This is a genomic window from Mycobacterium sp. 1245805.9 (genome assembly GCF_001672915.1).
Taxonomy (GTDB): domain Bacteria; phylum Actinomycetota; class Actinomycetes; order Mycobacteriales; family Mycobacteriaceae; genus Mycobacterium.
On the sequence record NZ_LZKR01000197.1, the window covers coordinates 1 to 24,055 of the forward strand.

The following is a 24,055-nucleotide window of genomic DNA, read 5'->3' on the forward strand; positions in this document are numbered from 1 at the left end:
CAATTCACCAGCACCACCACCTACCACGCCCCCCGCAACCCCCGCGAAGGCGTCCTGGCCGCCCTGTTCGCCGAAATCCTCGGCCTGCCCCGCGTCGGCACCGACGACAACTTCTTCACCCTCGGCGGACACTCCCTATCGGCCACCCGACTCGTCGCACGCATCCGCACCGAACTCGGCACCGAAGTCCCCATCCGCGCCATCTTCGACGCCCCCACCGTCACCCAACTCGCCGAATGGCTTTCCCACGAACCGGCATCCGAGTTCGTGGATCCCTTCGCGACGGTGCTGCCGCTTCGTTTGGGCGGGACCAAACTCCCCGTGTGGTGCATTCACCCGGCGGGTGGAGTCGCGTGGGGATACCGCGGCCTCGTCAGTCATCTTCCCGACCGGCCGATCTACGGGATTCAGGCGCGCGGCGTCGACGGCACGACGCCGTTCGCCAGTTCGATACCCGCGATGGTGAATGACTATCTCGAGCAGATCTTGGCCATCCAACCCGAAGGCCCCTTCGTCGTGCTCGGTTGGTCGTTTGGCGGTGTCGTGGCCCAGGCGATGGCGGCGGAGCTCAGCAACCGAGGTCACGAGGTGGCGCTCTTGGGATTGATCGCCAGCGTGCCCAGGTACGAGGACGATCCCCTGCTGCTGACGCGCTTTTCCGAGAGCGATACACGGTCCGTGATAAAGACATGGGCGAACGAGCGCTACGGAATCTCGATCGACGACGCCGAATATAAGTCGTTGGCGGACACGGTGATTGCGTTGACCAGAAACAGTGTCGAAATCCTCAACGACTTTGTGTCGCCCGTCTACGACGGCCGTTCGCTGCTATTCATACCGACGATCAACGAACCAAGATCGCCGGATCAGTGCGTCGCGGCGTGGGCGCCTTACTTGAAGGGAAACGTGTCCGCGCACAAGATCGAAAGCCGGCATTCCGACATGGATATGCCCGGGCCGATCGCCGCGATCGGTCAAATACTCGCCCGTGAGCTCGGTTAGCATGAGCACCGAAGTTCCCCAACCACCATTCGTAGCGCGGATGGTCCGCCGGTTTTGCGTGCCCATCATCCTGGGGTGGACGGCGATCGCTCTCATCGTGAGTGTCGGCGTCCCGTCACTGGAGCACGTCGCGGAAGAGCGCTCGGTACCGATGAGCCCCAAGGATGCGCCATCGGTCAAGGCGATAACGCGCATGGGTGAGGACTTCAAAGAATCCGATTCCGACAGTTTCGCCTTGATCGTCTTAGAGGGTGAGCAGCCGCTCGGCGACGACGCGCACAAGTTCTACGACAGCATGATTCGCCAGTTGGAAGCCGACACGAAGCATGTCCAGCACGTCCACGATTTCTGGGGTGATCGGCTCACCGCGGCGGGAGCGCAGAGCGCCGACGGTCGGGCCGCCTACGTGCAATTGAGTCTGGCCGGCAACCAAGGCACCCCCCTGGCGGACGAATCCGTGGAAGCCGTCCGAAACATCGTGAAGCGCACCCCGCCACCCCCGGGCGTGAAGGCCTATCTCACCGGGCCGGCGCCTCTCGTCGCGGACACGAACCGGGCCGGCAACACGTCGATCCTCAGGATCACGGTGGTAACCGTCGTGGTGATCTTCGTGATGCTGCTGCTCGTCTACCGCTCGGTCGCCACCGTCATTCTGTTGCTGGTCATGGTCGGGATCGGACTGGCGGCGTCCCGAGGAATCGTGGCGTTTCTCGGCGACCATCACGTCGTCGGGCTGTCGACCTTTGCCGTTAATCTGCTGGTGTCCCTGGGGATTGCGGCCGGAACCGACTACGGGATCTTCTTCTTCGGCCGCTATCAGGAAGCGCGTCAGGCCGGCGAGGATCGGGAATCGGCCTACTACACCACATTCCGCGGCGTCTCCAAAGTCGTCCTGGGCTCCGGATTGACCATCGCCGCGGCGGTCTACTGCCTGAGCTTTACCCGGATGCCCTATTTCCGCACCCTCGGCGTGCCATGCGCCGTCGGCATGCTGATCACGGTGGCGGTCGCGCTCACGCTGATACCGGCCATGATCGCCGTCGGGAGCGGCTTCGGTTTGTTCGACCCGAGGCGCAAGATCGGAGTTCGCGGATGGCGACGGGCCGGAACGGTAATCGTGCGCTGGCCCTTGCCCGTTCTCATCACGACATGCGTGATCGCCCTCATCGGATTGGTGACGTTGCCGGGTTACAAACCGAGCTACGACGACCGCCTCTATGTGCCTACGAACATCCCCGCCAACCTGGGGTACGCGGCCGCGGAGCGACATTTTTCAGCGGCGCGCATGATGCCTGAAGTTCTGATCGTCGAGACCAATCACGACATGCGGAACACGACCGACCTTCTCATCCTGGACAAGCTGGCCAAGGGCGTCTTTCGAGTTCCGGGGATTTCCCGCGTCGTCGCGATCACCCGGCCCGAGGGAACACCGATCGAGCACACGTCGATACCGTTCCTGCTCAGCATGCAGAACGCCGGGCAGATGCAAACGATGAAGTTCCAGAAGAACAGCATCGACGACATGCTCAAGCAGGCGGACGCGCTGACCTCGACCATCGCGACGATGAATCGCATGTACGGCCTGATGCAACAGCTCACCGACACGACGCATCGCATCATCGGCGAGACGAAGGGGATGACGGCCATCACCGATGAACTCCGGGACCACATCGCCGATTTCGACGACTTCTGGCGGCCGATCCGCAGCTACTTCCACTGGGAACGGCACTGCTACGGCATTCCGGTCTGCTGGTCAATACGCTCGATGTTCGACGCGCTGGACGGCGTCGACCAGATCAGCGGGCAGCTGCACTTGCTGGTGGCGGACATGAACAAGCTGGACGTGCTCTTGCCGCAGATGATCGCGCAGTTCCCGCCCATGATCGCGACGATGCAAAGCATGCGGACCATGCTGCTGGAGATGCACAGCACCATGTCCGGGATCTACAGCCAGATGGACTCGATGAGCTCGGACGCGATGGCCATGGGCAAGGCGTTCGACAACGCCAAGAACGACGACTCCTTCTACCTGCCTCCGGAGGTCTTCCAGAACAAGGACTTCCAGCGGATCATGAAATATTTCTTCTCACCCGACGGGAAGGCCGTCCGGTTCATCATTTCGCACCGGGGCGACCCCGCGACGGCCGAGGGCATCGCGAGCATCGATCCGATCAAGACGGCGGCCGAGGAGTCGCTCAAGGGAACTCCGTTGGAGGACGCCAAGATCTACCTCACCGGCACCGCGGCGACCTATAAGGATATGAGCGACGGCTCCAAATACGATCTGGTCATCGCCGGAGTGGCCTCGCTCTGTCTCATCTTCGTCATCATGTTGCTCATGACCCGAAGTTTCGTTGCCGCAATGGTTATCGTGAGTACGGTTGCGCTTTCGCTGGGCGCGTCCTTCGGGCTGTCGGTGCTCGTCTGGCAGCATCTGCTCGGCATCCATTTGCACTGGATGGTGCTTGCGATGTCGGTGATCATCCTGTTGGCGGTCGGTTCCGACTACAACCTGCTGCTGGTGTCCCGGTTCAAAGAAGAGATGGGCGCGGGGATCAACACGGGCATCATTCGCGCGATGGGCGGTACCGGAAAGGTCGTGACGTCAGCCGGTTTGGTCTTCGCGTTCACGCTCGCATCGATGGCGGTCAGCGACCTTCGCGTTATCGGTCAGGTGGGAACCACCATCGGTCTGGGCCTGCTCTTCGACACACTGATCGTGCGCGCGTTCATGACACCCGCGATCGCGGCACTGCTCGGACCCTGGTTCTGGTGGCCGCAGCGCGTACGCCGTCGTCGTTCGGTAACGAGGGCGACGGTCGTCATTGCGCCGGGTGGCGACGATCCTGTTCGTCGATCAGCCGGCGCCAGTGGTCGTTGAGGTGGTCGGACTGACGCTCGAGCGGAGGCTTGGGCACGCCGTCGGCGTGTGCGGGATCGGCGCCGAGGAATCGCAGGACGCGCGCGATCTCACCGTGATAGTCCTCGTCGAGATCTTCGTAGCGGACCGTCAAGACTTCGGGACGCCGGGTGGTGAAGTAGTCGGTCCACGCCGCCTGCTCGGCGTCGATGCCGCGCTCCAGTTCGGTGATCTGCTCGCGCGTCGGCGCGGTACCGGTGAGGTCGACCGCTGGCCGCTGCGGCGTGGGCCGGCCCAGATACAGACCCCAGGGAAGTTCCATCGTCGGCGGGCCCGGAGAACGAAACCACTCGCCCGTCGCTTCGGCACGAAACAGCGAGATGGCCTGCGCACGCCGGTCGGCGCGGACGATGTTGACGAAAACCGCTGTCGGAAAGAGCGTCTCGAGGACCGCGCCTGGATCGGCGCGAAACCCTAGGGCCCGCGCCAGCGAGACGACGTCCCGCCAGTGGATCTTGAAGCCCCACACGCCGTTCTCCGTCGCCGCGAACGCTCTGACATTCGCCAGGTATTCGGTCCAGGAGCAGTCCACCGGCAGCCCCAGATCCTCCTTGTAGGCCGCAATGTGGTCTGCGCCGAAATACTCCTCGGGCCGCCCGGCGACTCCCGTCGCAACGAGCCCGGCGGCCAAAAACGAACTACCCGAACGAGGGGTCGAGGCGATGACATAGCTCGCGTGTCGCATAGGCCTCCTCGGACGTGTCATTGAAGTGTAGGCGCCGGGCCTCTGGAACCGACCGCCCACAAACAGGTAGCGCACTACTCACGCGGATGACTCGTCGTCGGCCGGACACTGATGGCGCGATCAATCGGCGAGCCGGAGGACGACGCCGTATCGCGCCGTATCAACAGAAGAAAGGTCACAGCCATGCCAAAAGAGCGGGTGGTCAACACCGATCTCAACCTCGCCGTGCTGGGGGATGAGTCGGTCACGCACACCTCCGCGGATCGCTCCGCGGAGAAGTCGAAAAAGGCTGCGGGGCTTCGTGCCCACGCCAAAGGTCACAGCGCGACGGAAGACACCGTCGACGTCGAGCGGAAGAAGTAACGCCATGCCATGGTTCGAGTTCAAGAACAATTACAGCAAGCTGGTTTCGGTCGCGGTCTTGAAGCGCGACGACGACGCGTGCGGAGGCGAAGGCGGTGGTTGGGCGTCGCACGGATGGTGGAACCTGAACCCGGGTGAGACCAAGACCGTGATCTACAGCTCGAATCGCTACCTGTACTTCTATGCCGAGGCCGGCGACGGCACGTGGTGGGGCGACGGCAACGGACCCCAGGTCTATGTCGACCCGATCGAAAAGTTCGACAGCTGCTACCAGATCGGGACGTCGACGTGGGATGTCGTCGGAATGGCACGCGCGGATGGAGGCTCGTTCTTGGGAAACCACCACACCGTGAACCTGAATGCGTGAATCGGTGCGGGCTACCCCGCACCCTTGCCGTTGTCGACGCGATAGACCGCGCCATGGACGGCGGCCGCGGCGTCGCTGGCGAGGAACGCGATCACGTTGGCGACGTCGAGGGGCTGCATCATGCCGCGCGGTGAGGCCGTGCGCAGGATCAGGTCGTAGTTCGGGTTCTCCGGCGCGGTGAAGTGTTCGATCTGCGGTGTCAGCATGCCGCCCGGGCAGACCGCGTTGACACGCAGGCGATCCGCGGTGTACTCGACCGCCAGCGCGCGGGTGAGCCCGATCAGGCCGTGCTTGGCGGCGCAGTAGCCGGCCGAGTACGCCTGGCCCTCCACGCTCGCGATGGAGCCGACGTTGACGATGTTGCCGCCTCGTTCCAGCAGCTGAGGCAGGGCCGCCCGGCACAGGTAGAACGGTCCGTTCAGGTTGACCGCGAGGTCTTCTGCCCAGTCGTCGTCGCTCATCGACTCGGTTCGGCGCATCTGGTGTTTGCCGGCGACGTTGACCAGGACGTCGAGGCCGCCGAACTCCCGGACGCACTGCTCGACCGCGTCCCGGCAGGCCTGCGCCGAACCGACGTCCACCGAGGCGTAGGCGCCGCGTTCCACGTCTTTGAATACCGCGGCCAGGCGTTCGGTGTCGCGGCCGATGCCGAAAACCGTTGCGCCCTGCCGGGAAAACAGCCGGGCGGTTTCGGCGCCCAGGCCCGACGACGCACCGGTGACCAACGCGACCTTGCCTTGCAGTGCTGACATATCGGCCCTTCTTGGTGCGGTGACGGGCTTCAAAGGCTACATTGCGCCCTCAGTACGAGAGGATCCGCGCTACGCCGGCGCGCAGGACATCAACGTGCCCAACGGTTCTCAGCCTCAGGACGCGGCGCGCGGTCACCGCCACGAGCAAGCTGATCGCGAGCCTTCCCAGCGCGACCCGACTCGTCCGCTGCTTCCAGGTCGGCGGCCGCGAGCCGGCTCGCCGACCCAGGTAGTAGCCGACGCACGTCGCCGACGCGAGCGCGCACAGTAGCGCCAATACCGCCATGACGATGAGCGTCCTTGGTCGCAGTCGCGGAAAGGTCACACACGAGATACACCTTGGCCAACAAGTGGTCGCCCGGTCAGAAGTCCGGTCGAATGCTGCCGTCCGCGTTGACCATGAGGTAGCGCCCTGTGTAGCCATTGGTGACATAGAGCTCGATGCGCAACGTCCCGTCTTCGGCGGCTTGAATGGAGATGTAGTCCGGGTGGCCGCCGTCGATGTGCAGGGTCTGGGGCGCCGCGCGAAGCGCGCTGATGACGGCCTGGACGTCGAACTTGCCGACGTCGCCAACGATCGTGTCCATCGGCTTGCTGGCGCTGCTGCTGGCGCCCCAAAGGCCATTCGCGTACGAGAATTCCACCGTCTTGTGCGCGTTGACCGAGTCAGGTCGAATGATCGCGGCGCGCTCGGGATAGACCAGCAGCTCGTAGCCGATGGTGTCACCGAACTTCGTCCGAATCTGAGCGACTACGTCCGACACCCCTCCCGCCGTCATCAGTTGTTCTGGTGCCGGTGGCGGTGTCGAGGACTGCGGCGGTGCGACGGCGGGTGCCTCCGTTGGCGGCGGGGGCGCGACTACCACCGGGCTGGCGGCGGGTGGCTGGGCGCGATCGGGCGCGGTGTTGGCGTACAGACCCCAGGCGATGCCGACGCCCAGTAGCGCCACCCCCACGAGCACGGCGATGCGTATCCCCCGGCGGCCGGCGAGCGATTTTAAATTCGGGAACTGGGCTGGGGCGCGGCGGATCTGCAGGTCGGACACCAGCGACTGCAGCTCGCCGAGGGTGGTGGCGTTGGTCGCGGCCCTCACCCGCTGGCGGTGTTCCTCCATCGACAGCTGGCCGTCGCTCAGCGCTAGGTCCAGCAGCTGGCAGGTGTCGACGCGGTTGCTGTCGGTAGCCCGGGTGTTCGCGGTGGCCACGGGAAGATCCTAGAAGGTGGATCAGTTGGTGAGGGGCTTGATCGCCTGGACGGCGCCGTCCGCGTTGAGCTCGATGTAGCCGCCGTCGCGGTCTCTGAATACATAGACCGACAGGGCCAGGCCGCCGTCCTTGCCGGACTCGATCATCAAGAAGGTGTTGTTGGCACCGGGGACCTGGACTGCCTGCGGCGCCCCACGCATTACGTTGACCACTTCCTGCACGTTGAACTTGCTCAGGTCCCCCGCGGTCGAGGTTGGCGGAATGGTGCTGGCGCCCTGCTTCGCCCAGCCGCTCCTGGTGTAGTGGTAGGTCACTGAATTGTGTGTGTCTTGGGGGTCGGGACGGTCGAGGTCCGCGTGATCGTCGTAGACCACCAGCCGGTAGCCCATGCTGTCGCCGATCTCTTTCCGCATTTGCGCCAATAGTCCCGTCAGCCCGTCGACGGTCTGCAGTTGTAGTGGCGGCGGCGGCGGTGGCGTGATCGGGGTGATCGCCACGGTGCTGGTGGGGCTCGGAGGTGGCGCGGACGGCGACGACGACGAAGTGGTGTTGCCGAGCATTTTCCACCCGATGCCGAGGCCCGCGAGCGCCACCGCCGCGACGCCGGCGATCAGGATGCCCCGTCGGCTGGCCGGCTTCGGGGGTTGGGCAGGGGCGCTGCGGATCTGCAGGTCTTCCACGAGCGACTTGAGCTCGCCGACAGTGGCGGCGCGGCGCGCGGCGCTGACCCGTTGGCGATATTCCTCCATCGAGAGCTGGCCGTCGCTGAGCGCCGCGTCCAGCACCCGTCCGGTCTCGTCGCGGTCACTGTCGGTAGCCCTGATGTATCCGGCGGACACGAGGGTGAGCGTAACCGAGGATGCACGAGGTCGATGCCGCCCTAGCGCTATCCTCGGTCGGCGAGACGCAGGGGTGGGTTCGGTACGAGTGCGAGGAGAGGCGATGCGCGGCAGACGATTACTTCGGCCGATTGCCATCGCCGGTGTAGCGGGCTTGGCGGCATGCAGCAACACGACGACGAACCCCGCTACGGGCAGTGCCGGACCGCCGTCGATCACCAGCGAGCCGTTCGGTCAGGTGGATGGCAGCCCGGTGACCCGCTACGCACTCACCAGTGGGCGCGGCATGCGCGTGCGAATCCTGAACTACGGCGGCATCATTCAGTCCATCGAGGTCCCCGATCGCACCGGAAACGTCGACAACGTCGTGCTGGGCTTTCCGACCCTGGCCGGCTACCTGAACAACACGGGCTCCGCCAAGACCTATTTCGGCGCCATCATCGGCCGCTACGGCAACCGGATCGCCAAGGGCGCATTCACGTTGAACGGCAACGAATATCACCTGCCGACCAACAACAACGGCAACAGCCTGCATGGCGGCACCGCGGGCTTCGATACGAAGGTGTGGCAGGCCAATCCGCAGAACGGTAGCGGCAGCGTCGGCCTCAGGCTCCAATATGTCAGCCCCGCAGGCGAAACGGGCTATCCCGGGACGCTGACGACCACCGTCACCTACACCTTGGACCAGAACAACGAACTACGCATCGACTACCGCGCGACCACCGATGCGCCGACCGTGATCAACCTGACCAATCACAGCTACTTCAACCTGGCGGGTGAGGACACGCTCGACGTCTACGACCAGAAGGTCACCATCCACGCCGACCACTACCTCCCGACCGACCCCACGCAGATCCCGACCGGACAGATCGCCCCGGTGCGGGGCACACCCTTTGACTTCACGTCACCGACCGCCATCGGCGCGCGTATCACCGCGAACGACCCGCAGCTGTTGCTCGCCCACGGCTACGACCACAACTGGGTGATCAACCGCGGCAACCACACCGGGCTGGTGGAGGCGGCCAGGGCCCACGACCCGAAGTCGGGGCGCACCCTGACGGTCTCCACAACCGAGCCCGGCGTGCAGTTCTACACCGCCAACTTCCTCGACGGGGCGTTCACGGGCGCCAGCGGGCATGCCTATCGGCAGGGCGCCGGATTCACGATGGAGACCCAGCACTACCCCGACTCTCCGAACCATCCGACCTTCCCCACCACCACGCTCAACCCGGGCCAGACCTACGATTCGACAACCGTTTTCGCCTTCGGCTCCCGCTAGTCATGGTTGACGAGGTCCGCAAGGAACGCGGGTAACCGGCCGGCGCCAAAGTCGTAAAACCGCGCCCATACCGGCTCGATCGAGATGCGCACCATCTGCTGATACGTCGAGCGCACGTTGCGTTCAAACTCGGCAAGCTGCGCTTCGTCCATCGACTTCCGCGCCGCGGCGAGGTACTCGTCGGTGACGCCGTCGACGGTTTGCAGTGTGGCAAGGCCACGCACCAGCAGCGCCTTGGCCTCTTCCGGGGTGGAGCCGGTGTCGATCGTCAGCGCGACTTCCGGGCGGGAGGCTAGCGCGCGGGCTTTCGGGGAGGTCGGTGCCGTCGAGACAACGATGCGTTCGCCGGTCCAGTAGAACCCGACGGGGATGACTCGTGGGAAGCCGTCGTGGCCGTTGTACGCGAGCCGCGCCATTGAACCGGAGAGCAATTTCTGGGCGCCGGGGTGGCCGAGCTCCCGAGCCAACTCCTGTTTGTCCATCACACCGGTATAGCTCGCCGCTGCGTCGCCCGCGGCCAACGCGGCTGAGTGGCCCGCCGCAATTGTGCGATCCGGTAGATTCCGGCGCGTTTCTTTGACGCGTATCGCCGCTGGTTGACCGCTAGCCTCATCGGTAGCCGAAGGCAGGGGCGAATATGAATGCCGACGTCAAGACCCGGGTGCATTGGCTGCTGGGATATGGACTGCCGCGTTGGACGCTGAAATTGCTCGCGCGCCGGGGCGATCCTTTTTCCCAGCTGTTAATCGACGGCGGCGCGCCCGCCGACGTGTATCGCCTTGTCGAGCGGATACGCGAACGGGGACGTCTCTCCGCGATTGTGGGCGGGTGGGTCACCGCTGACGCGCAGATTGTCCGTGATGTGCTGCGGGACGACAGGTTCCGCACATCGAAACCGCGCGACCGGTCTCCGTTTCCGGTTATTCAGCGGATGCTCGCGAAAACCAACCCCGGCGTGCTGAATGGCGTGGAACCGCCGTCGCTGCTGGTCGCCGATCCGCCCGAGCATGCGCGGTTGCGTCGCTTGGTGTCGCGGGCATTTACCCCTAGGGCGATCGAGGGACTTCGTCAGGGCATTCAGGACATCGTCGACACCCTGCTCGACGATCTCGAAGGCACCAACCAATGCGATTTGATCGCCGCCTACGCCTCGCAGATCCCCATCGCCGTTATCGTCGAAATGCTCGGCATTTCTCGCGACGAGACAACCCGCCTGCAAGCATTCGCCGAGCCCGGTACCAAAATTCTCAACAGCACGTCGCCGTCGTGGCGCGAGTACCGGACCTCCATAGTGGCGCTGCGCGAGTTCGAAACCTACCTCGCCGTGCATATCGAGCGGCTGCGTCGAAGCGGTGGGGACGGCAGTATCTTGTCGGCGGTTTTGGAGGACGGCGATCTCACCGAGACCGAGGTCAGGATGTTCGCGGGGCTACTGCTGGGCGCCGGGTTCATCACCACCACTCATGCGTTCGGCAACGCGGTTGTGGCGCTGGTCGGGCATCGCGATCAGCTCGCCCACCTCCAGGAGCATCCAGAGGGCTGGGCGAACGCGGTCGAGGAGGTGCTGCGCTACGACTCCGTCGCACATATCGCGGCCAGGGTGGCGACCGAAACCGTTGAGATCGACGGACATACCTTGCAGGAAGGCGCGGCGATCTTCCTTCTGATCGGCGGGGCCAACCGCGATCCGGCCGTCTTCGAACGTCCCAACGAATTCGACACCACCCGCGCCAACGCCCGCGAACACATCGCCTTCGGCAGCGGCATCCATAGCTGCCTGGGCGCGTCGCTCGCGCGCATGGAACTGCAGATCGGACTGCAAGCGCTGTTCGAACGCTTCCCCCAGCTGGCCCTGACCGGCGAGCCGGTCCCGAACGACAGCACCCTGCTGCGCGGGATCAAGGAGTTGCCCGTCGACTTGGGGCACGCAACGGTTGCCCGTTGAGGACTGATCCGCCCACTCTCGCCATTCGCTGATTATCGGCGCACTTGTCGGCGACGAGATTTGAACTAGCTGCCGCAGCGGCGCGACTTGATGATCTCAGGCGTTCGCCGAGCAGTTCCTCGCGTTCCTCAACGGAGCGGCGTTCCCCGCAGCATGTACCAGTGCGTGCGCGACGCGGCCCCACCCGCCGGCGTGCTCCACTGCGAAGCTCACAAGCGGTAGAAAACCGCCGAGCAACACGCGCCCAATTGGTCGGGATCAACGCGACAACCAATCACCCCTAAGGCGACGCTGGACACGTTCAAGATCTGCCGCCGTCGCCGGTTTGTCACTGAACCACGCGATGGTCGCGCCAATATCGGTGATTTTCAACTCGCCGCGAGCCACCAGCTCTCTGGCCACTGCCGCTACCTCGTCTTCGGATAACCGACGCCGCAACAATGCCAGCAGCGCTCTGCAGTCGGTCTTGGGGATGCCGTGCGGGTAGCCGGCGCGAATGAACGCCACAAACCTGGCCGCCATATCAGTCAAGATCACCTGACACCCCCGCAACAGCCGCTGAAACTACGGATCAGCGCAGCTCATAGCCTAACCCAACGCGTCCGCACCTTCGCCAGCCTCGCGGAGATGCGAAGCACCGGAAGTGCTGTCGCGGATTTAAGCTCCGCGCGTGTGACATCGAGGCCACCGCTTCCCTCTGGTACGTAGGCGGGCCGTCGAATTGACTGCGTGACTGAGATACGACCGCACATAATCATTGCCAATGGTTGCGCAGGCGCGACGGGTCCTGTTGCCGCGCCTTCATGCCGCCAAATTGTTTCTCCGTTGCACGCGACCAGCCCACGCATGAACCTCGATGTCGCTGCCGACGACTCGTGTCTTCACCCGCATGTCTGGTGTATAAAGACTCCCCACGAAGCGGCCCAACTCGATGTCAACCCGGAGCAGCGACCCGTCCGGCAGTCGTCGATGTCCGGTCCTCATCGTGGACATGGTGCTCATATTTGGTACGACGTTTGGAAGATCGCGGAAGTTCATCCAGGTCAGGCATGGCTGCTCAGGGCGACTCTAACCAGGCGCGCAACCCCGAACGTCGAGATCATCGACTTGTGGCGGTCCGCCGTGCCGCGGGGTGATCCCCTGCCGGTCGATACGCGTGCTCGCGAGCTGGTCCGATAGGGCAGGCTGTGAGGACTTCGGCGCCTATATTTGGCGACGCCGCCGAGGCATCTGTCGACGCCGGCGCGGCCGGAATGCGTCTTTGACCTTTTCACCCGCGTCTCTGAGGTGAGCCGCCCGCTGACCGGCCCTGCCCTCAGCCTCCAACCCTGGATCGTTGATCGCCCGGCCGACTGCCTCCTTGACCTTGCCCGTCACCTGGTCCATCTTGTTTCGGGCTTTATCCGCGCCGCTCACTGGTGCGTCCTTCTCTTCCGGTTACGAATACTGCGCTAATCGGGGGTTACCCATTTTCGGCCTGACCCACCCCGCTGGGCTGCACAGTGACGAGGCCGAGTTGAACCGGCCGAAATCGCGGAATCTCAGCTGCGATTGGTGACGGCCCTTCGCCCCAGTGGAGACGAATAGCTCGCTCGATTCCTCACAGCATCAACGACATTCGCGTGTTCGACGCGCACAAACACCCCGACCACGCGGCGCGCACAACAAATGTTGTGTTCGGCGATCGCTCGCCGCCATTTGCGCGTTGCGAGCCTTCCCGATGCGAGGGCCCGCAGACGAGTACCTATTCGTTCAGCCGCGCGATTCGGTCGATGTGCGCGAGGAAGTGCCGTAGCACTTCCTCGGGCGCCTCGAGTTGCGGCCAGTGCCCGATGTCGTCGGCGAGCATTACCACGTCGGCGTCGGGGATCACCTCGGCGTAGCGGCGCGCCATGTGCGCACCGGAGTTGGGATCGACCGGGCCGTCGATCAACCGCATCGGGACCGCGGTCTGCCGCATGGCGCGCACCCACCGGTTGCGGTGCGTGTAGCGGTCGTTGATGAACCGGCCGACCTTGTGCAGCACCCTCCGGCCGTCGTTGTAGTCCAGGATCTGATTGAAGACTTCCATCATGTGCGGACTCGGTTTGGTGTTGGGGCCGAACATCTCGCGTATTGTCGGCTCGAGCAGTCGTCGTGCCAGCGGGCTGCCCTGCACAGGGCTGAACAGGTCGCCCAGCGGAGTGCCCGACATCAGCTTCTGTGCCGCCCTGGGCGTGTACGCCTCGATGAACATGCCGCCGTTGAGCCAGGTGATCGAGTCGATGCGCCACTCGCCGTAGGTCTGTTGGCCGAATTCGTGGCGGGCCAACAGTTCCTGGCCGACGGAGTCGCCGATGTCGTGGGCCAGGATGTGAGCGTTGTGGATGTTGAGATGGGCTAGCAGGGCTTCGTGCATGTCGGCGTGGTCGTGCACCGAGTACTGGTAGGCCACGGGTTTGGCGGAGAATCCCATACCCATCATGTCCGGTGCGATGACGGTGAAGCGTTGGGTCAGTGTGGGCCAGATCGGTGCCCAGTCAAAGGAATTGAACGGATAACCGTGAATCAGCAGCAGCGGCGGCCCGCTGCCCTCGACGCGGTAGAAGATGTCGAAGCCCAGGTAGTCGAAGAATTCTCCGGAGTCCAGCCAGCGTTTCAGTTCAGCGTCCATGTCAGTCATCATCCCCCGGGATATGAGGGCGTGGCGCGTCAGAGCAGCGTAGCCCAAGCCGGGGTCAGAAACTGTTTCTGATTGTGTTCTGGCGGGACGTATGTAGCGTCGCGGCGGGAACGAAGTCAATGCAGGTTCAACTCGGATCCAGTTCGCGTGCCCCAGTCATCGACCTAGACGGCGAGTAGATGAAAGGCGCCGCTCCCGGGTGAGCACACGTGGGACGCCCGACCCCAGTAACGCCTAGCAGTGATGAATTTCATTTCCCAGGAGAAGGAAATACCTCCAACACGACCGCCTGTTCCTTCCACACCGTCAGTGTCCCGTTCCGGCACCGGTCGTCGGTAATCATCAGCCGCCACGGCCCCTTTGCATCACCTGCTAGAAGGACAGCTTGGATCGGATTCGTGCAACCGATACCAAGCACTGGCTCGATCTCCGTGGCACCTTTGCTGGTGAGCGATACCAGCGCCGGCACCGCCATCTGATCCGCTGCTTGGTGCTTGTCGTCGCTAGGGGTGGTGGCCTTGCCATCATTCGGGGTCGTGGCCCTGCCATCGTTCGGGGTCGTGGCCTTGGCGTCGCTAGGAGTCGTAGCGACGAATCCGACAATCCCAATCACGACAAAGACTGCAGCGACGAACATTCGAATCTTGGCGTCGGAGAAGCGCCGGGCCAGGTCGTAGAATCCAGCGACGGCAAGGAGACGTGCCGACACAAGTCCACATACCTCGACAACCTTGAGTTGTAGTGGGCGGGCAGCTGTCAAGCTTTTGAGCTCTTGGCTGTTGCTCGACGACCTTATCTTTGCGTCAAGTTTGGCCAGTATTTCGAACTCCCTGTCCCGTAGCTTCACGAAAGATGGAATGTCGCGACCCCATAGGCCCAAGTAGGCAGTCGGGTCGGCAGCCACCAATTCCTGCAGCGTATTGAACCTCGACTTAGTTGCAACCTCCTGCAAAGTGATCGGCGATGGTGTGAGGAGTGACGTTGCCAGCCACACGATGTAACCGACTGCCACGAGGGCGACGACACCGGACACTATCGGCCAGAACCAACCTAACCAGTCGGCCGACGCGTTCAGCCGATGCAGCGCCGCCAACGGCGCAGTTCCTATGAGCAGTGCGCCAAGAGCGCCGAAGGAGCTAGCGATCCACTTGACGACCGACCGCAACGACTCCGAGGCCGTGGTCCACGGTGCAATGTCGTCGTGTTCCGGGTCACCGCTAGCCATCGGCTTCGGCCGCGGGCGCCTCGCCGGCCGCCAGCTCGTCTCGCTCCTCGGCTGCGGTGCTTGGCGGCGGCTCTGCTATACGCTGCCACCGGTTATCTCGGCAAACCAGCACCGATCCGTCAGTGGTGTCAAAATCGATGTCGCCATCTGTGTTACACGCATCCCCCGGATTAGGCATGTTGTCTCCCTCCTGGATTATTCAGCTGCTGTAAGTATCGTTCTTATCGCGATTTCGGCTGGCATTTGGCAAATTGTTGGCGAAGATGTCGCCGGGCCGATGCCGGATACGAAAGGCGAGAACGACCCAGCGTGAATGTGAACGACCAGTTCCCCTGGCAAGCATACGAACCCGATCGGGGCTTGGGTGGATGCGTTCGGTTAACAAACCGTGTTATTCGGCCGCCGAGCCGTCAATCACCTTGCACCAACCACACCCGCGGCCAGGCACCCTCCGGCCGCCACGCGCCACGATCCCGCCCGAACAAAGCCTCCGAGTTGATGACGGTTCAGAGTCCCTTCGCGTTGAGCGCCTTCATCAGCGCGGGGCGCCTGCCGTAGTCTTGCCGGAGCTTGGCTATGTACGACGCGAAATCTGCACTGCGACTGCCTTTTTCATACAGCCGAGCCATCGTTGCCAGCGTCGCGGCAATTTCCGGGTAGAGCTTGGAGTTGGGATACCGCAGGTCCTTCTCGAGCTTCGGCCGGTACAGATCGGCAGCGGCTACCGGCCGAGTCTCGGCGCCTTGCCTAGCGAGTTCCTGCCATGCCCAGCCTGGGCCATAGCAGTCGGCTGCCTCCCAGGCCGCATCCACGTCCCCCTCGCTCAGTGAGAGCTGGACCAGGAGCGACCCCGCGCCGGGGCCCCCAGCCACTTCTCGCGCATGGTCGAACGCCCAGGTGCGTTCGGTATCGGCGCGATCGATCGTGGAGGCAAAGTCCAGCAACGACCGAAAGGCCAGAACCGTAGGCCGCCTGACGAATTCGTTGCGCAGAACGGCGATCGCGTCGTCGATACGGCCGAGGCCCCGGTACGTCTCGGCGACAGTGGACGGGCTCAGCCAGTAGTCATTACCGCCGCCGTGAGAACTGATTCGGCCTTCGGCAACCGCCCGATCGATCCAGCTCACTACCTCGTCGGCACGTCCCGCTAGCCGCAAGCGGGCGATAATCGCTCCGTACTGCGGGTGCTCGCGTTCGCTCAGCAACTCAATAGCTCGATCGACGTCCCCGTCGTGATCGGCGAGCTCCAGCAACATAGTGTCGACTTCGAACCGGCTCCACTGATCGCGGCCCGCGTGCTGTCGGTCCAAGTCCGCGACCGCCGCGCGGTAGATCGCGAGCGCATGGTCATCGAACGCGTCGACGAAATCCGCGAGCGTGAGCGTCGGCCATCCCGGCGAGGTGGAACGGAAAGTCACTAGCCACCCTGCGAGTTCGGCTGGGTCTGGTGCGCCCAGGCGACAAGCCTGTGCGAACAGGTCGGCGGCCCGCTGGCATTCACCGCCGATCACCCCCGATGAGTCGTCAGCATTTCCGGTGATCGTGCGCAGCAGGGTCAGTGCGCACAGCAGGGCCGGTCGCACGATTTCGGCGGGCCCTGTGTTCAGATGGCGCTCAAGCTCATCGAGCACCCGATCGGCGGCTGCCGCGACCGTGTAAGACTCGCGATAGTCGACGAATCCGCGGAATTCCAGGGCGTGGCGCACCCGAGCTTCAAACTCGGCCTTGGCGGTCGTGTCATCGCCGGATGCGCTGGCGCGGATCTCCAGCAGGCGGCGCAGTTCGTCGTCGCGGCGGGCGAGAGTCATGACGAGTCCGCGAAGCTCGTCGACGTCCATCGCTTGCACGGTCGCTTCCAGCGCCGATGTCAGCCGATTGGCGTCGTCGACGGCGCCGCTGTCGATCACGGCGAGTCCGACTGCGACAAGGTGCTTGCAGAAGTGACCGTCGGCGGCGTGCGGGCACGTGCAGAAACCATCAGGTTGCGGACCGGACCAGTCAAGCTCCACGGTGTAGACACGCTTGGCCTGGACCGAGGCATGGGCTTTCTCGCCGGTGATTCGGAGACCCCGGACATAGCGGACGTAGTCTTCGGCTCGCGCGTAGCTCCGGTCACCGGCCACGTCGAGCAGCGCACTCTCCGACAGCGGCATACCGACATGGTGCCCGATCGCCTCGGCGACAGCTCTCAGGTGGGCGGCATGAGGCATGAGCGAGCGCCCGTAGCTTCGTCCAGTGCCGGAACCAGTGTCGCGGCCTGAGCTGCGTCGCGCGCACCGCGGCCCACGCCGACCCAACTGTCCGGGTCATTCCGTAGTCGGGCCCAACACTGAGGTATCGTTCCCTGGCGTCTGTCGGATTGTTGCGGCGGACCACGGGCTGTGGCGCAGTTTGGTAGCGCACTACACTGGGGGTGTAGGGGTCGCAGGTTCAAATCCTGTCAGCCCGACCGTGATGTCCTTGGGCATCGCCATCTTCCGAAATCGCGATGGTTTCAGAGCCACCGCGTTCGAGGCCGTGAACCGAAATCGCGCCCCCAATCTGGCGACTGCACTGGAATGGCGCAATATAGGGCGTGACCCGGTAGCGTTATGTCATGAGGCACTATTCGGACTCCCAATTGATTGATGCCGTCCAGGCTTCTCGCTCCTGGCGCGGCGTCCTTCGAGCGTTGGGCCTCGCTGCCACGTCCGCAGCCGCGATGCGCTCCGTCCGCGCGCACGCCGACCGACTGGGACTCGACTACAGCCACTTCACTGGCCAGCGACGGTGGACGGACCAACAGCTGGCCGTTGCCATCGCGTCTGCCACGAGTTGGGCGCAGGTGTCGGAAAAGCTGGGGCTGGCCGGCGGATCGAGTACGACGACGATACGCGGACACGCGCTACGGCTCGGCCTCGATACCTTGCATTTGACCCCGGCGCGAAAGCCGCAGACACCAATTGACCTGATGAGTCCGCAACGCGTCAATCTGCCGAGGGCCGGCTCGCTGATGGCTGCGGCATGGTTCGAGCTATGTGGCCATTCAGTCTCCTGGCCGCTTGAGCCGTGCCGCTATGACCTCGTGGTTTGGACAGGCGCCGCAGCCCTACGCATCCAAGTCAAGACGACCACGGTGAAACAAGGGAGCGCCTGGATCGCATGGATCTCCAATACAGGCAAGGAACGGGCGACATATGGGCCGGACGAGATCGACTATTTCTTCGTCATCGACGGCGACTTCGGGTACTACCTGATCCCTATAGCGGCCGTCGGCGGCCTGACGGCGATCGCGCTCGCGGCATATTCCGAATATCGGCTGCCTGCGGTTCCACCGACCGACGGCCTACCCGATTCCACCCGCGCTCACGCTAGCGCCGCTTGGCTCCCCGCTTCTCCCGCACCCGCACGTTGATCCGGATCGGCGAACCCTCGAAGCCGAACGTCTCGCGTAGCCGCCGTTCCAGGAAGCGCCGATACCCGGCCTCCAAGAAACCCGTGGTGAACAGGACGAAGGTGGGCGGGCGGGCGGTGGCCTGGGTGGCGAACAGGATGCGCGGCTGCTTGCCGCCACGCACCGGGGGCGGTGTGGCCGCGACGACCTCTTTGATCCAGGTGTTGAGCTGGCCGGTGGAGATCCGCTTGTCCCAGGATTCCAGCGCGGTCTCCATGGCCGGCACCAGCTTCTGCACCGCGCGGCCGGTCTTGGCGGAGATGTTGACCCGCTGCGCCCAGCGCAGCTGCGCCAGCTCGCGGTCGATCTCGCGCTCCAACAGGTCGCGGCGGTCCTCGTCGACCAGGTCCCACTTGTTGAAGGCCAGCACCAGCGCGCGGCCGGCCTCGATCACCATCGACAGCACCCGCTGGTCCTGTTCGGTCAGCGTCTCGGCGGCGTCGATCAGCACGACGACGACCTCGGCCGCGTCGATGGCCGAATGGGTGCGCACCGAGGCGTAGAACTCGTGCCCGCTGGCCTGGCCGACCTTGCGCCGCAACCCGGCGGTGTCGACGAACCGCCACACTTTGCCGCCCAGTTCGATGAGCGAGTCCACCGGGTCCACCGTCGTGCCGGCGACGTCGTGCACCACCGAACGTTGGTCTCCCGCAAGCTTGTTCAGTAGCGAGCTCTTGCCCACGTTGGGCTTGCCGACCAGCGCCACGCGTCGGGGACCGCCAGCCGCCGGCGCCGCCTCGGACACCTCGGGCAGCTTGGCCAGCACCTCGTCGAGCAGATCGGCGACGCCGCGGCCGTGCATCGCGCTGATCGCGTGCGGCTCGCCAAGGCCCAGCGACCACAACGCGGCGGCGTCGGCCTCGCCCTTCTCGCTGTCAACCTTGTTGGCGGCCAAGAAGACCGGCTTGCCCGAGCGCAGCAGGATGCGCGCGGCGGCCTCGTCGGCCGCGGTAGCGCCGACGGTCGCGTCGACCACCAGAATCACCGCGTCGGCCGTGCGCATGGCCACCGACGCCTGCTCGGCCACCAGCTGCTGCAGGCCCTTTGCGTCGGGCTCCCATCCCCCGGTGTCCTGCACGACGAACCGGCGCCCCGTCCACAGCGCGTCGTAAGACACGCGGTCGCGCGTGACGCCGGGAACATCCTGCACCACCGCCTCGCGCCGCCCGAGGATCCGGTTCACCAGGGTCGACTTGCCGACGTTGGGCCGGCCTACGATGGCGACGACGGGCGCGGGGCCGGGCTCGTCGACGTCCGAGAGGCCGGAATCGGTGAGTTCCCAATCGCTTTCGTCGGACCAGGTGCCGTCGGACGTCATCGCACCGCCCCGCTCTTTTGCCTGACCAGATCGAGCAGGTGCGCGATCACCTGCGCCTCGCTCATGTCGCTGGTGTCGACGACCACCGCGTCGTCGGCCGCGCCCACCGCGACCACCGGCCGGGTGGAATCGAGATGATCGCGGCGGCGCACGTCGGCCAGCACGCCCTCGTAGTCGTCGGCCAGGCCGGACGCGACGTTTTGATCGTTGCGGCGCCTGGCTCGCGTCTCGGCCGAGGCGGTGAGGAAGATCTTCACTGGAGCGTCGGGCAGCACAACGGTTCCGATGTCGCGGCCCTCGACGACGACGCTGCCGGTCCCCTCGGCCAAGGCCCGCTGCAACCCCACCAACCGGGAGCGCACGGCCGGCACAGCCGACACCGCCGAGACCGCACGGGTCACCTCGTCACCGCGGATCTCGACCGAAACATCCTCTCCGGCAAGGAAGTAGTGGTCATCGTCCACCGACAACGGCACCGTCGACGCGACCGTCTCCACCGCCTCGGCATCATCCGGGTCGACCCCCGCACGCAGCACCGCCAGCGTCACGATCCGGTACATCGCCCCGGTGTCCAGGTAGCGGGCGCCGAGCGCGCTCGCCAAACCCTTTGACACCGAGGACTTCCCGGTCCCGGCCGGTCCGTCGATGGCCACCACAAAAGCACTCATAACCCGACCGCCTTGTACAGCGCGCCGACCTCGTCGCGCCGCAACGCGCGGATGCTGCCCGGGCGCTGCTCGCCCAGCGACACCGCGCCGATGTCGGTGCGCACCAGCGCCTCCACCGGGAAACCGGCGGCCCCGAGCAGCCGGCGCACGATGCGGTTGCGCCCTTCGTGCAATGTCAAGCGCACCAACGTCTTCCCGGGGATGGCGTCGACCACCGCGAAGTCGTCGACGCGCGCCACCCCGTCCTCCAGCTCGATTCCAGCGCGCAGCCGCTTACCCAGCCCGCGCGGCACCGTCCCCGCCACCGTCGCCAGGTAGGTCTTGGGCACCTCGTGGGAGGGATGCATCAACCGATGCGCCAGCTCGCCGTCGTTGGTCAGCAGGATCAGCCCCTCGGTGTCGGCGTCCAACCGACCGACGTGAAAGAGGTTCTTGTTGCCGCGGACCCGGCGCTCGATCAGGTCGCCGATGCACGGCCGGCCGTGCTCGTCCGACATCGTCGAGTGCATGCCGCGCGGCTTGTTCAGCGCCAGGTACACCATCGAGTCGTCGACGACCACCCGGGCTCCGTCGACGCGGATCACGGAGGCATCCGGGTCGACCCGCGTGCCGAGCTCGGTCACCACCTGCCCGTCCACCTCGACGCGGCCATCGATGATCAGCTTCTCTGCCGCCCGCCGCGAGGCAATTCCGGCCTGGGACAAGACTTTCTGCAGCCGGACCCCTTCAGTTTCGGACATCAATCCTTGTCCACATCGAAGGACAGCGACTGCTCGGACGCCGAACCGCCCGCGAGTTTGATGAAACGTGGCTCGCTGTCCAGGGATTCGCTGAGGTCCTCGATCGTGTCGACGTCGGGGAGCAGCGGCGCGATGTCGGGGAGATCGCCCAGCGACTCCAACCCCAGGCGCTCCAAGAACAGCTCGGTGGTGGCGAACGTCGTCGCGCCGGTGTCGTCGTCGACGCCGGCCTCGGTGATCAGGCCGCGCGCCAGCAGGGTGCGCATGACGGCGTCGACGTTGACGCCGCGCACCGCGCTGACCCGCGCGCGGGTCACCGGCTGGCGGTAGGCGACGACGGCCAGCGTCTCCAGCGCGGCCCGGGTGAGCTTGGATCGCGCGCCGTCCAACAGCAGCTTCTCCACATAGGGGGCGAAGCGGGCGCGGGTGTACATCCGCCAGCCCTCGCTGTTCTGCCGCAGATCGATGCCGCTGTCGCGCTCGGCGAGTTCCTCGGACATCTGCTGAAGCTTGGCCGCGATCCGGTAGACGGGTTGCCCGGTGGCCGAGCCCAGCGCCTCGACGGTGACCGGGGTGTCCACCACCAGTAACAGCGCTTCCAGCACGGAGCCGAGTTCGTCGGCGTCCATCGGCGCCGCCTCGGCGATCTCGATCCCCAGATCGATTTCGGGCGGCTCTTCGGGCAACTCGTCAGTCATTCGTCACGCACTTCTAGAAGGGCCTCGTTGGCCGGCCGTTCCCCGGTCCACGAAATTTGGAGCACGCCAAGCGGCTCCGACTGGTCGAATGCTACCGTCCGCGTCCGATACAGCTCGAGGAGCGCGAGGAAGCGGCCCACGACCTCCAGCGGCGCCTCGCAGTCGGCGACCAGCTCGGAAAACGTCGCCCACTGCCCGCTGCCGCGGGCCTCCAGGATCTCCAGCAACTTCTTGGCCTGCTCGGGAACCGAGACGGCCACCTCGTGCAGGTGGCCGATCGACACCGTCGGCACCGGCCGCGGCGTGAACGCGACCGCGGCGATCTGGGCGAACCGTTCGGCGTCGACGCCGAGCATCACCTCCGGGAGCAGCTCGGTGAACCGGTCCTCCAGCGACACCGCGCGCGGGTAGCTGCGCAGCGCGGCGGCCTCCAGCTCGGCGAACATCTCCGCGACGTGCTTGAACGCCCGGTACTGCAACAGCCGGGCAAACAGCAGGTCGCGCACCTCCAGCAGCGCCAGGTCCTCTTCGTCGTCGATCTGTCCGGCCGGCAGCAGGCGCGCGGCCTTGAGGTCGAGCAGCGTCGCGGCGATCACCAGGAACGCCGTGGTCTCCTCCAGCCCCAGCTGGGAACCGATCTCTTTGGTGTAGGCGATGAAGTCGTCGGTGACCTGGTGCAGCGCCACCTCGGTGACGTCGAGGCGATGGGCGAAGATCAGCTGCAGGAGCAGGTCGAACGGCCCCTCGAAGTTCGTGAGGCGGACCTGGAAGCCGGTCTGGGGTGGCGCCTCACCGTTGGAGGTTGAGTTCACGCGCCGAATCGGTGGATGAACTCGCGGGCCAACGCGCGATAGGCGATGGCGCCGGTCGATCGGGGCGCCCAGGTGGTGATCGGTTCGCCGGCCACGCTGGTCTCGGGGAACCGGACGGTCCGGGTGATCACGGTGTCGAACACCAGGTCCCCGAACCGCTCGACGACGCGGGCCATCACCTCGCGCGCGTTGACGGTGCGCGGGTCGTACCGGGTGAGCAGGATGCCGCTGATCTCCAGCTTCGGGTTGAGCCGGTCGCGCACCTTGTCGACGGTGTCGGTGAGCAGCGCCAGCCCGCGCAGGGAAAAGTACTCGCACTCGGTGGGGATGACGACGCCGTCGGAGCAGGCCAGCCCGTTGACGGTGAGCAGGCCCAGCGATGGCTGGCAGTCGATCAGCACGTAGTCGTAGCGGTCCAGCACCGGATACAGCGCGCGGCCCAGGGTCTGCTCGCGGCCCACCTCGTTGACGAGCTGGATCTCGGCGGCCGACAGGTCGATGTTGCTGGGCACCAGGTCCATGTGGTTGACCCGGGTTTTGAGCAGCACGTCGTCGATCGACACCCGCGGTTCGACGAGCACGTTGTGGATCGTCTTCTCCAGCTCGTAGTGCGGCACGCCCAAGCCCGCGGACAGGGCGCCCTGCGGGTCCATGTCCACCAGCAGCACCCGACGGCCGTACTCGGCGAGCGCGGCGCCCAGGTTGATGGTCGACGTGGTCTTCCCGACGCCGCCCTTCTGGTTGCACATCGCGACGACCTTGGCGGGGCCGTGCGAGGTGCGCGGCGCCGGCTCGGGGATCGCCCGCGGTGGGCGTCCCGTCAAGCCGATCTCGACGCCGTTTTCCGGGTGCTCGGTCATCACGCCCGGCGTGTTCGGGAGGTGAACATCGCTCGAAAGTCTAACGGCTTCGCGCAGTTAAACCGGGCGCCGCGCTGGCGAGTCACCAGCCAATATGGGCAGAAATCGCTGGTCGAACGCTCACGCGTAAGGGGAGTTAACTTCAGTCACACCAGCAACATTCGGGAGGTCGCTATCGTGGGTTTCATGGACCTCAAACGACGGCTGCCCATCCTGCGCTGGTCGGTGTGGCGGATGGCCGCCGGCGTGCGCAACATCACCACGACGGGTCAGATTGGTGA

At 65.1% G+C, this 24,055-nt stretch carries 25 protein-coding genes, 1 tRNA gene and 1 pseudogene; 10 read left to right on the forward strand and 17 right to left on the reverse strand.

Features of this window, described 5'->3' with window-relative positions:
- Positions 1 to 1,002 (forward strand): alpha/beta fold hydrolase (locus tag A9X00_RS25380; protein WP_156772290.1); only part of this gene is annotated, 1,002 nt, incomplete at its 5' end.
- 1 nt (position 1,003) lies between these two features.
- Positions 1,004 to 3,883 carry an RND family transporter gene (locus A9X00_RS25385; RefSeq protein ID WP_067159855.1) on the forward strand — a complete coding sequence of 960 codons (2,880 nt, stop codon included), beginning with the start codon at positions 1,004 to 1,006 and terminating at the stop codon, positions 3,881 to 3,883.
- Here A9X00_RS25385 and A9X00_RS25390 read toward each other — a convergent pair.
- On the reverse strand, positions 3,825 to 4,607 hold the full coding sequence (locus A9X00_RS25390; protein WP_197515269.1) for a Stf0 family sulfotransferase: 783 nt from the start codon (positions 4,605 to 4,607) through the stop codon (positions 3,825 to 3,827). The two genes, A9X00_RS25385 and A9X00_RS25390, sit on opposite strands and share 59 nt — an antisense overlap.
- A 111-nt stretch (positions 4,608 to 4,718) precedes the next feature.
- Here A9X00_RS25390 and A9X00_RS25395 point away from each other — a divergent pair, with 111 nt between their 5' ends.
- Both A9X00_RS25395 and A9X00_RS25400 read left to right on the forward strand, forming a co-directional pair.
- On the forward strand, positions 4,719 to 4,970 hold the full coding sequence (locus A9X00_RS25395) for a hypothetical protein (RefSeq protein WP_156772291.1): 252 nt from the start codon (positions 4,719 to 4,721) through the stop codon (positions 4,968 to 4,970).
- 4 nt (positions 4,971 to 4,974) lie between these two features.
- Positions 4,975 to 5,337, forward strand: coding sequence for a DUF1036 domain-containing protein (locus A9X00_RS25400; RefSeq protein ID WP_067159864.1), 363 nt, complete (start codon positions 4,975 to 4,977; stop codon positions 5,335 to 5,337).
- Positions 5,338 to 5,348: 11 nt separating this feature from the next.
- Here the strand turns inward: A9X00_RS25400 and A9X00_RS25405 are convergent, their stop codons facing one another.
- From A9X00_RS25405 to A9X00_RS25420, 4 genes are all read right to left on the reverse strand, one after another.
- Positions 5,349 to 6,089, reverse strand: a complete 741-nt coding sequence (locus A9X00_RS25405; protein WP_067159867.1) for an SDR family NAD(P)-dependent oxidoreductase — start codon at positions 6,087 to 6,089, stop codon at positions 5,349 to 5,351.
- A 49-nt stretch (positions 6,090 to 6,138) separates the two neighbouring features.
- Complete coding sequence (locus tag A9X00_RS25410) at positions 6,139 to 6,375, reverse strand: hypothetical protein (RefSeq protein ID WP_067159870.1); 237 nt, start codon at positions 6,373 to 6,375, stop codon at positions 6,139 to 6,141.
- A gap of 76 nt (positions 6,376 to 6,451) precedes the next feature.
- The gene (locus A9X00_RS25415) at positions 6,452 to 7,294 is read right to left on the reverse strand and encodes a DUF1707 domain-containing protein (protein ID WP_067159873.1); all 843 of its coding nucleotides are present in this window, start codon (positions 7,292 to 7,294) and stop codon (positions 6,452 to 6,454) included.
- Between the two features lie 21 nt (positions 7,295 to 7,315).
- Positions 7,316 to 8,134 carry a DUF1707 domain-containing protein gene (locus A9X00_RS25420; RefSeq protein WP_067159876.1) on the reverse strand — a complete coding sequence of 273 codons (819 nt, stop codon included), beginning with the start codon at positions 8,132 to 8,134 and terminating at the stop codon, positions 7,316 to 7,318.
- A 103-nt stretch (positions 8,135 to 8,237) separates the two neighbouring features.
- Between A9X00_RS25420 and A9X00_RS25425 the strand changes: the two genes are divergently transcribed.
- Positions 8,238 to 9,413, forward strand: coding sequence for an aldose epimerase family protein (locus tag A9X00_RS25425; protein ID WP_067159880.1), 1,176 nt, complete (start codon positions 8,238 to 8,240; stop codon positions 9,411 to 9,413).
- Here A9X00_RS25425 and A9X00_RS25430 read toward each other — a convergent pair.
- Positions 9,410 to 9,895: a pyridoxamine 5'-phosphate oxidase family protein gene (locus A9X00_RS25430; RefSeq protein WP_067159913.1), complete on the reverse strand. Its 486-nt coding sequence runs from the start codon at positions 9,893 to 9,895 to the stop codon at positions 9,410 to 9,412. The genes A9X00_RS25425 and A9X00_RS25430 overlap by 4 nt on opposite strands.
- A gap of 155 nt (positions 9,896 to 10,050) precedes the next feature.
- Between A9X00_RS25430 and A9X00_RS25435 the strand changes: the two genes are divergently transcribed.
- Positions 10,051 to 11,358 carry a cytochrome P450 gene (locus A9X00_RS25435; protein WP_067159883.1) on the forward strand — a complete coding sequence of 436 codons (1,308 nt, stop codon included), beginning with the start codon at positions 10,051 to 10,053 and terminating at the stop codon, positions 11,356 to 11,358.
- A 258-nt stretch (positions 11,359 to 11,616) separates the two neighbouring features.
- Here the strand turns inward: A9X00_RS25435 and A9X00_RS25440 are convergent, their stop codons facing one another.
- From A9X00_RS25440 to A9X00_RS25450, 4 genes are all read right to left on the reverse strand, one after another.
- A complete protein-coding gene (locus tag A9X00_RS25440) occupies positions 11,617 to 11,895 on the reverse strand; it encodes a DUF3349 domain-containing protein (RefSeq protein ID WP_369830794.1) in 279 nt (92 codons plus the stop codon).
- A gap of 666 nt (positions 11,896 to 12,561) precedes the next feature.
- Positions 12,562 to 12,774 (reverse strand): CsbD family protein, encoded by a 213-nt coding sequence (locus tag A9X00_RS30275; protein ID WP_082975506.1) that lies wholly within the window; start codon positions 12,772 to 12,774, stop codon positions 12,562 to 12,564.
- Positions 12,775 to 13,102: 328 nt separating this feature from the next.
- Positions 13,103 to 14,011 carry an alpha/beta fold hydrolase gene (locus A9X00_RS25445; protein ID WP_067159886.1) on the reverse strand — a complete coding sequence of 303 codons (909 nt, stop codon included), beginning with the start codon at positions 14,009 to 14,011 and terminating at the stop codon, positions 13,103 to 13,105.
- 259 nt (positions 14,012 to 14,270) lie between these two features.
- On the reverse strand, positions 14,271 to 15,113 hold the full coding sequence (locus A9X00_RS25450; protein ID WP_156772292.1) for a hypothetical protein: 843 nt from the start codon (positions 15,111 to 15,113) through the stop codon (positions 14,271 to 14,273).
- A 55-nt stretch (positions 15,114 to 15,168) separates the two neighbouring features.
- Between A9X00_RS25450 and A9X00_RS30990 the strand changes: the two genes are divergently transcribed.
- Positions 15,169 to 15,558, forward strand: coding sequence for a hypothetical protein (locus A9X00_RS30990; protein ID WP_156772293.1), 390 nt, complete (start codon positions 15,169 to 15,171; stop codon positions 15,556 to 15,558).
- A 193-nt stretch (positions 15,559 to 15,751) separates the two neighbouring features.
- Here the strand turns inward: A9X00_RS30990 and A9X00_RS25455 are convergent, their stop codons facing one another.
- A complete protein-coding gene (locus A9X00_RS25455; protein ID WP_067159891.1) occupies positions 15,752 to 17,398 on the reverse strand; it encodes an SWIM zinc finger domain-containing protein in 1,647 nt (548 codons plus the stop codon).
- 222 nt (positions 17,399 to 17,620) lie between these two features.
- On the opposite strand from A9X00_RS25455, the gene A9X00_RS25460 reads away from it, so the two are divergent.
- Both A9X00_RS25460 and A9X00_RS25465 read left to right on the forward strand, forming a co-directional pair.
- Positions 17,621 to 17,694, forward strand: a tRNA-Pro gene (locus A9X00_RS25460).
- A 147-nt stretch (positions 17,695 to 17,841) separates the two neighbouring features.
- Positions 17,842 to 18,639 carry a group I intron-associated PD-(D/E)XK endonuclease gene (locus tag A9X00_RS25465; RefSeq protein ID WP_067159894.1) on the forward strand — a complete coding sequence of 266 codons (798 nt, stop codon included), beginning with the start codon at positions 17,842 to 17,844 and terminating at the stop codon, positions 18,637 to 18,639.
- Here the strand turns inward: A9X00_RS25465 and der are convergent.
- Genes der through A9X00_RS25495 form a run of 6 tightly spaced genes read right to left on the reverse strand, consistent with a single transcriptional unit; the run spans position 18,596 to position 23,774 of the window.
- The gene (gene der, locus A9X00_RS25470; protein WP_067159896.1) at positions 18,596 to 19,996 is read right to left on the reverse strand and encodes a ribosome biogenesis GTPase Der; all 1,401 of its coding nucleotides are present in this window, start codon (positions 19,994 to 19,996) and stop codon (positions 18,596 to 18,598) included. The two genes, A9X00_RS25465 and der, sit on opposite strands and share 44 nt — an antisense overlap.
- Positions 19,993 to 20,664: a (d)CMP kinase gene (gene cmk / locus A9X00_RS25475; protein WP_067159899.1), complete on the reverse strand. Its 672-nt coding sequence runs from the start codon at positions 20,662 to 20,664 to the stop codon at positions 19,993 to 19,995. The genes der and cmk overlap by 4 nt, the downstream gene beginning before the upstream one ends.
- The gene (locus A9X00_RS25480) at positions 20,661 to 21,404 is read right to left on the reverse strand and encodes a pseudouridine synthase (RefSeq protein WP_067159902.1); all 744 of its coding nucleotides are present in this window, start codon (positions 21,402 to 21,404) and stop codon (positions 20,661 to 20,663) included. The genes cmk and A9X00_RS25480 overlap by 4 nt, the downstream gene beginning before the upstream one ends.
- Positions 21,404 to 22,102: an SMC-Scp complex subunit ScpB gene (scpB, locus tag A9X00_RS25485; protein ID WP_067159905.1), complete on the reverse strand. Its 699-nt coding sequence runs from the start codon at positions 22,100 to 22,102 to the stop codon at positions 21,404 to 21,406. The genes A9X00_RS25480 and scpB overlap by 1 nt, the downstream gene beginning before the upstream one ends.
- Positions 22,099 to 22,914, reverse strand: a complete 816-nt coding sequence (locus A9X00_RS25490) for a segregation/condensation protein A (protein WP_067159907.1) — start codon at positions 22,912 to 22,914, stop codon at positions 22,099 to 22,101. The genes scpB and A9X00_RS25490 overlap by 4 nt, the downstream gene beginning before the upstream one ends.
- Complete coding sequence (locus tag A9X00_RS25495; RefSeq protein ID WP_067159910.1) at positions 22,911 to 23,774, reverse strand: ParA family protein; 864 nt, start codon at positions 23,772 to 23,774, stop codon at positions 22,911 to 22,913. The genes A9X00_RS25490 and A9X00_RS25495 overlap by 4 nt, the downstream gene beginning before the upstream one ends.
- Before the next feature lie 186 nt (positions 23,775 to 23,960).
- Here A9X00_RS25495 and A9X00_RS30995 point away from each other — a divergent pair.
- Positions 23,961 to 24,055 (forward strand): annotated as a pseudogene (locus tag A9X00_RS30995) (O-methyltransferase); the annotation flags it as partial.

Bases quoted from the DNA above. Each gene is read 5' to 3' on its own strand.
- A9X00_RS25385 (WP_067159855.1), top strand. From the start codon at position 1,004: ATGAGCACCGAAGTTCCCCAACCACCATTCGTAGCGCGGATGGTCCGC.
- A9X00_RS25390 (WP_197515269.1), bottom strand. From the start codon at position 4,607: ATGCGACACGCGAGCTATGTCATCGCCTCGACCCCTCGTTCGGGTAGT.
- A9X00_RS25395 (WP_156772291.1), top strand. From the start codon at position 4,719: ATGGCGCGATCAATCGGCGAGCCGGAGGACGACGCCGTATCGCGCCGT.
- A9X00_RS25400 (WP_067159864.1), top strand. From the start codon at position 4,975: ATGCCATGGTTCGAGTTCAAGAACAATTACAGCAAGCTGGTTTCGGTC.
- A9X00_RS25405 (WP_067159867.1), bottom strand. From the start codon at position 6,089: ATGTCAGCACTGCAAGGCAAGGTCGCGTTGGTCACCGGTGCGTCGTCG.
- A9X00_RS25410 (WP_067159870.1), bottom strand. From the start codon at position 6,375: ATGGCGGTATTGGCGCTACTGTGCGCGCTCGCGTCGGCGACGTGCGTC.
- A9X00_RS25425 (WP_067159880.1), top strand. From the start codon at position 8,238: ATGCGCGGCAGACGATTACTTCGGCCGATTGCCATCGCCGGTGTAGCG.
- A9X00_RS25430 (WP_067159913.1), bottom strand. From the start codon at position 9,895: ATGGACAAACAGGAGTTGGCTCGGGAGCTCGGCCACCCCGGCGCCCAG.
- A9X00_RS25435 (WP_067159883.1), top strand. From the start codon at position 10,051: ATGAATGCCGACGTCAAGACCCGGGTGCATTGGCTGCTGGGATATGGA.
- A9X00_RS25445 (WP_067159886.1), bottom strand. From the start codon at position 14,011: ATGGACGCTGAACTGAAACGCTGGCTGGACTCCGGAGAATTCTTCGAC.
- A9X00_RS25455 (WP_067159891.1), bottom strand. From the start codon at position 17,398: ATGCCGCTGTCGGAGAGTGCGCTGCTCGACGTGGCCGGTGACCGGAGC.
- A9X00_RS25465 (WP_067159894.1), top strand. From the start codon at position 17,842: ATGAGGCACTATTCGGACTCCCAATTGATTGATGCCGTCCAGGCTTCT.
- der (WP_067159896.1), bottom strand. From the start codon at position 19,996: ATGACGTCCGACGGCACCTGGTCCGACGAAAGCGATTGGGAACTCACC.
- cmk (WP_067159899.1), bottom strand. From the start codon at position 20,664: ATGAGTGCTTTTGTGGTGGCCATCGACGGACCGGCCGGGACCGGGAAG.
- A9X00_RS25480 (WP_067159902.1), bottom strand. From the start codon at position 21,404: ATGTCCGAAACTGAAGGGGTCCGGCTGCAGAAAGTCTTGTCCCAGGCC.
- scpB (WP_067159905.1), bottom strand. From the start codon at position 22,102: ATGACTGACGAGTTGCCCGAAGAGCCGCCCGAAATCGATCTGGGGATC.
- A9X00_RS25495 (WP_067159910.1), bottom strand. From the start codon at position 23,774: ATGACCGAGCACCCGGAAAACGGCGTCGAGATCGGCTTGACGGGACGC.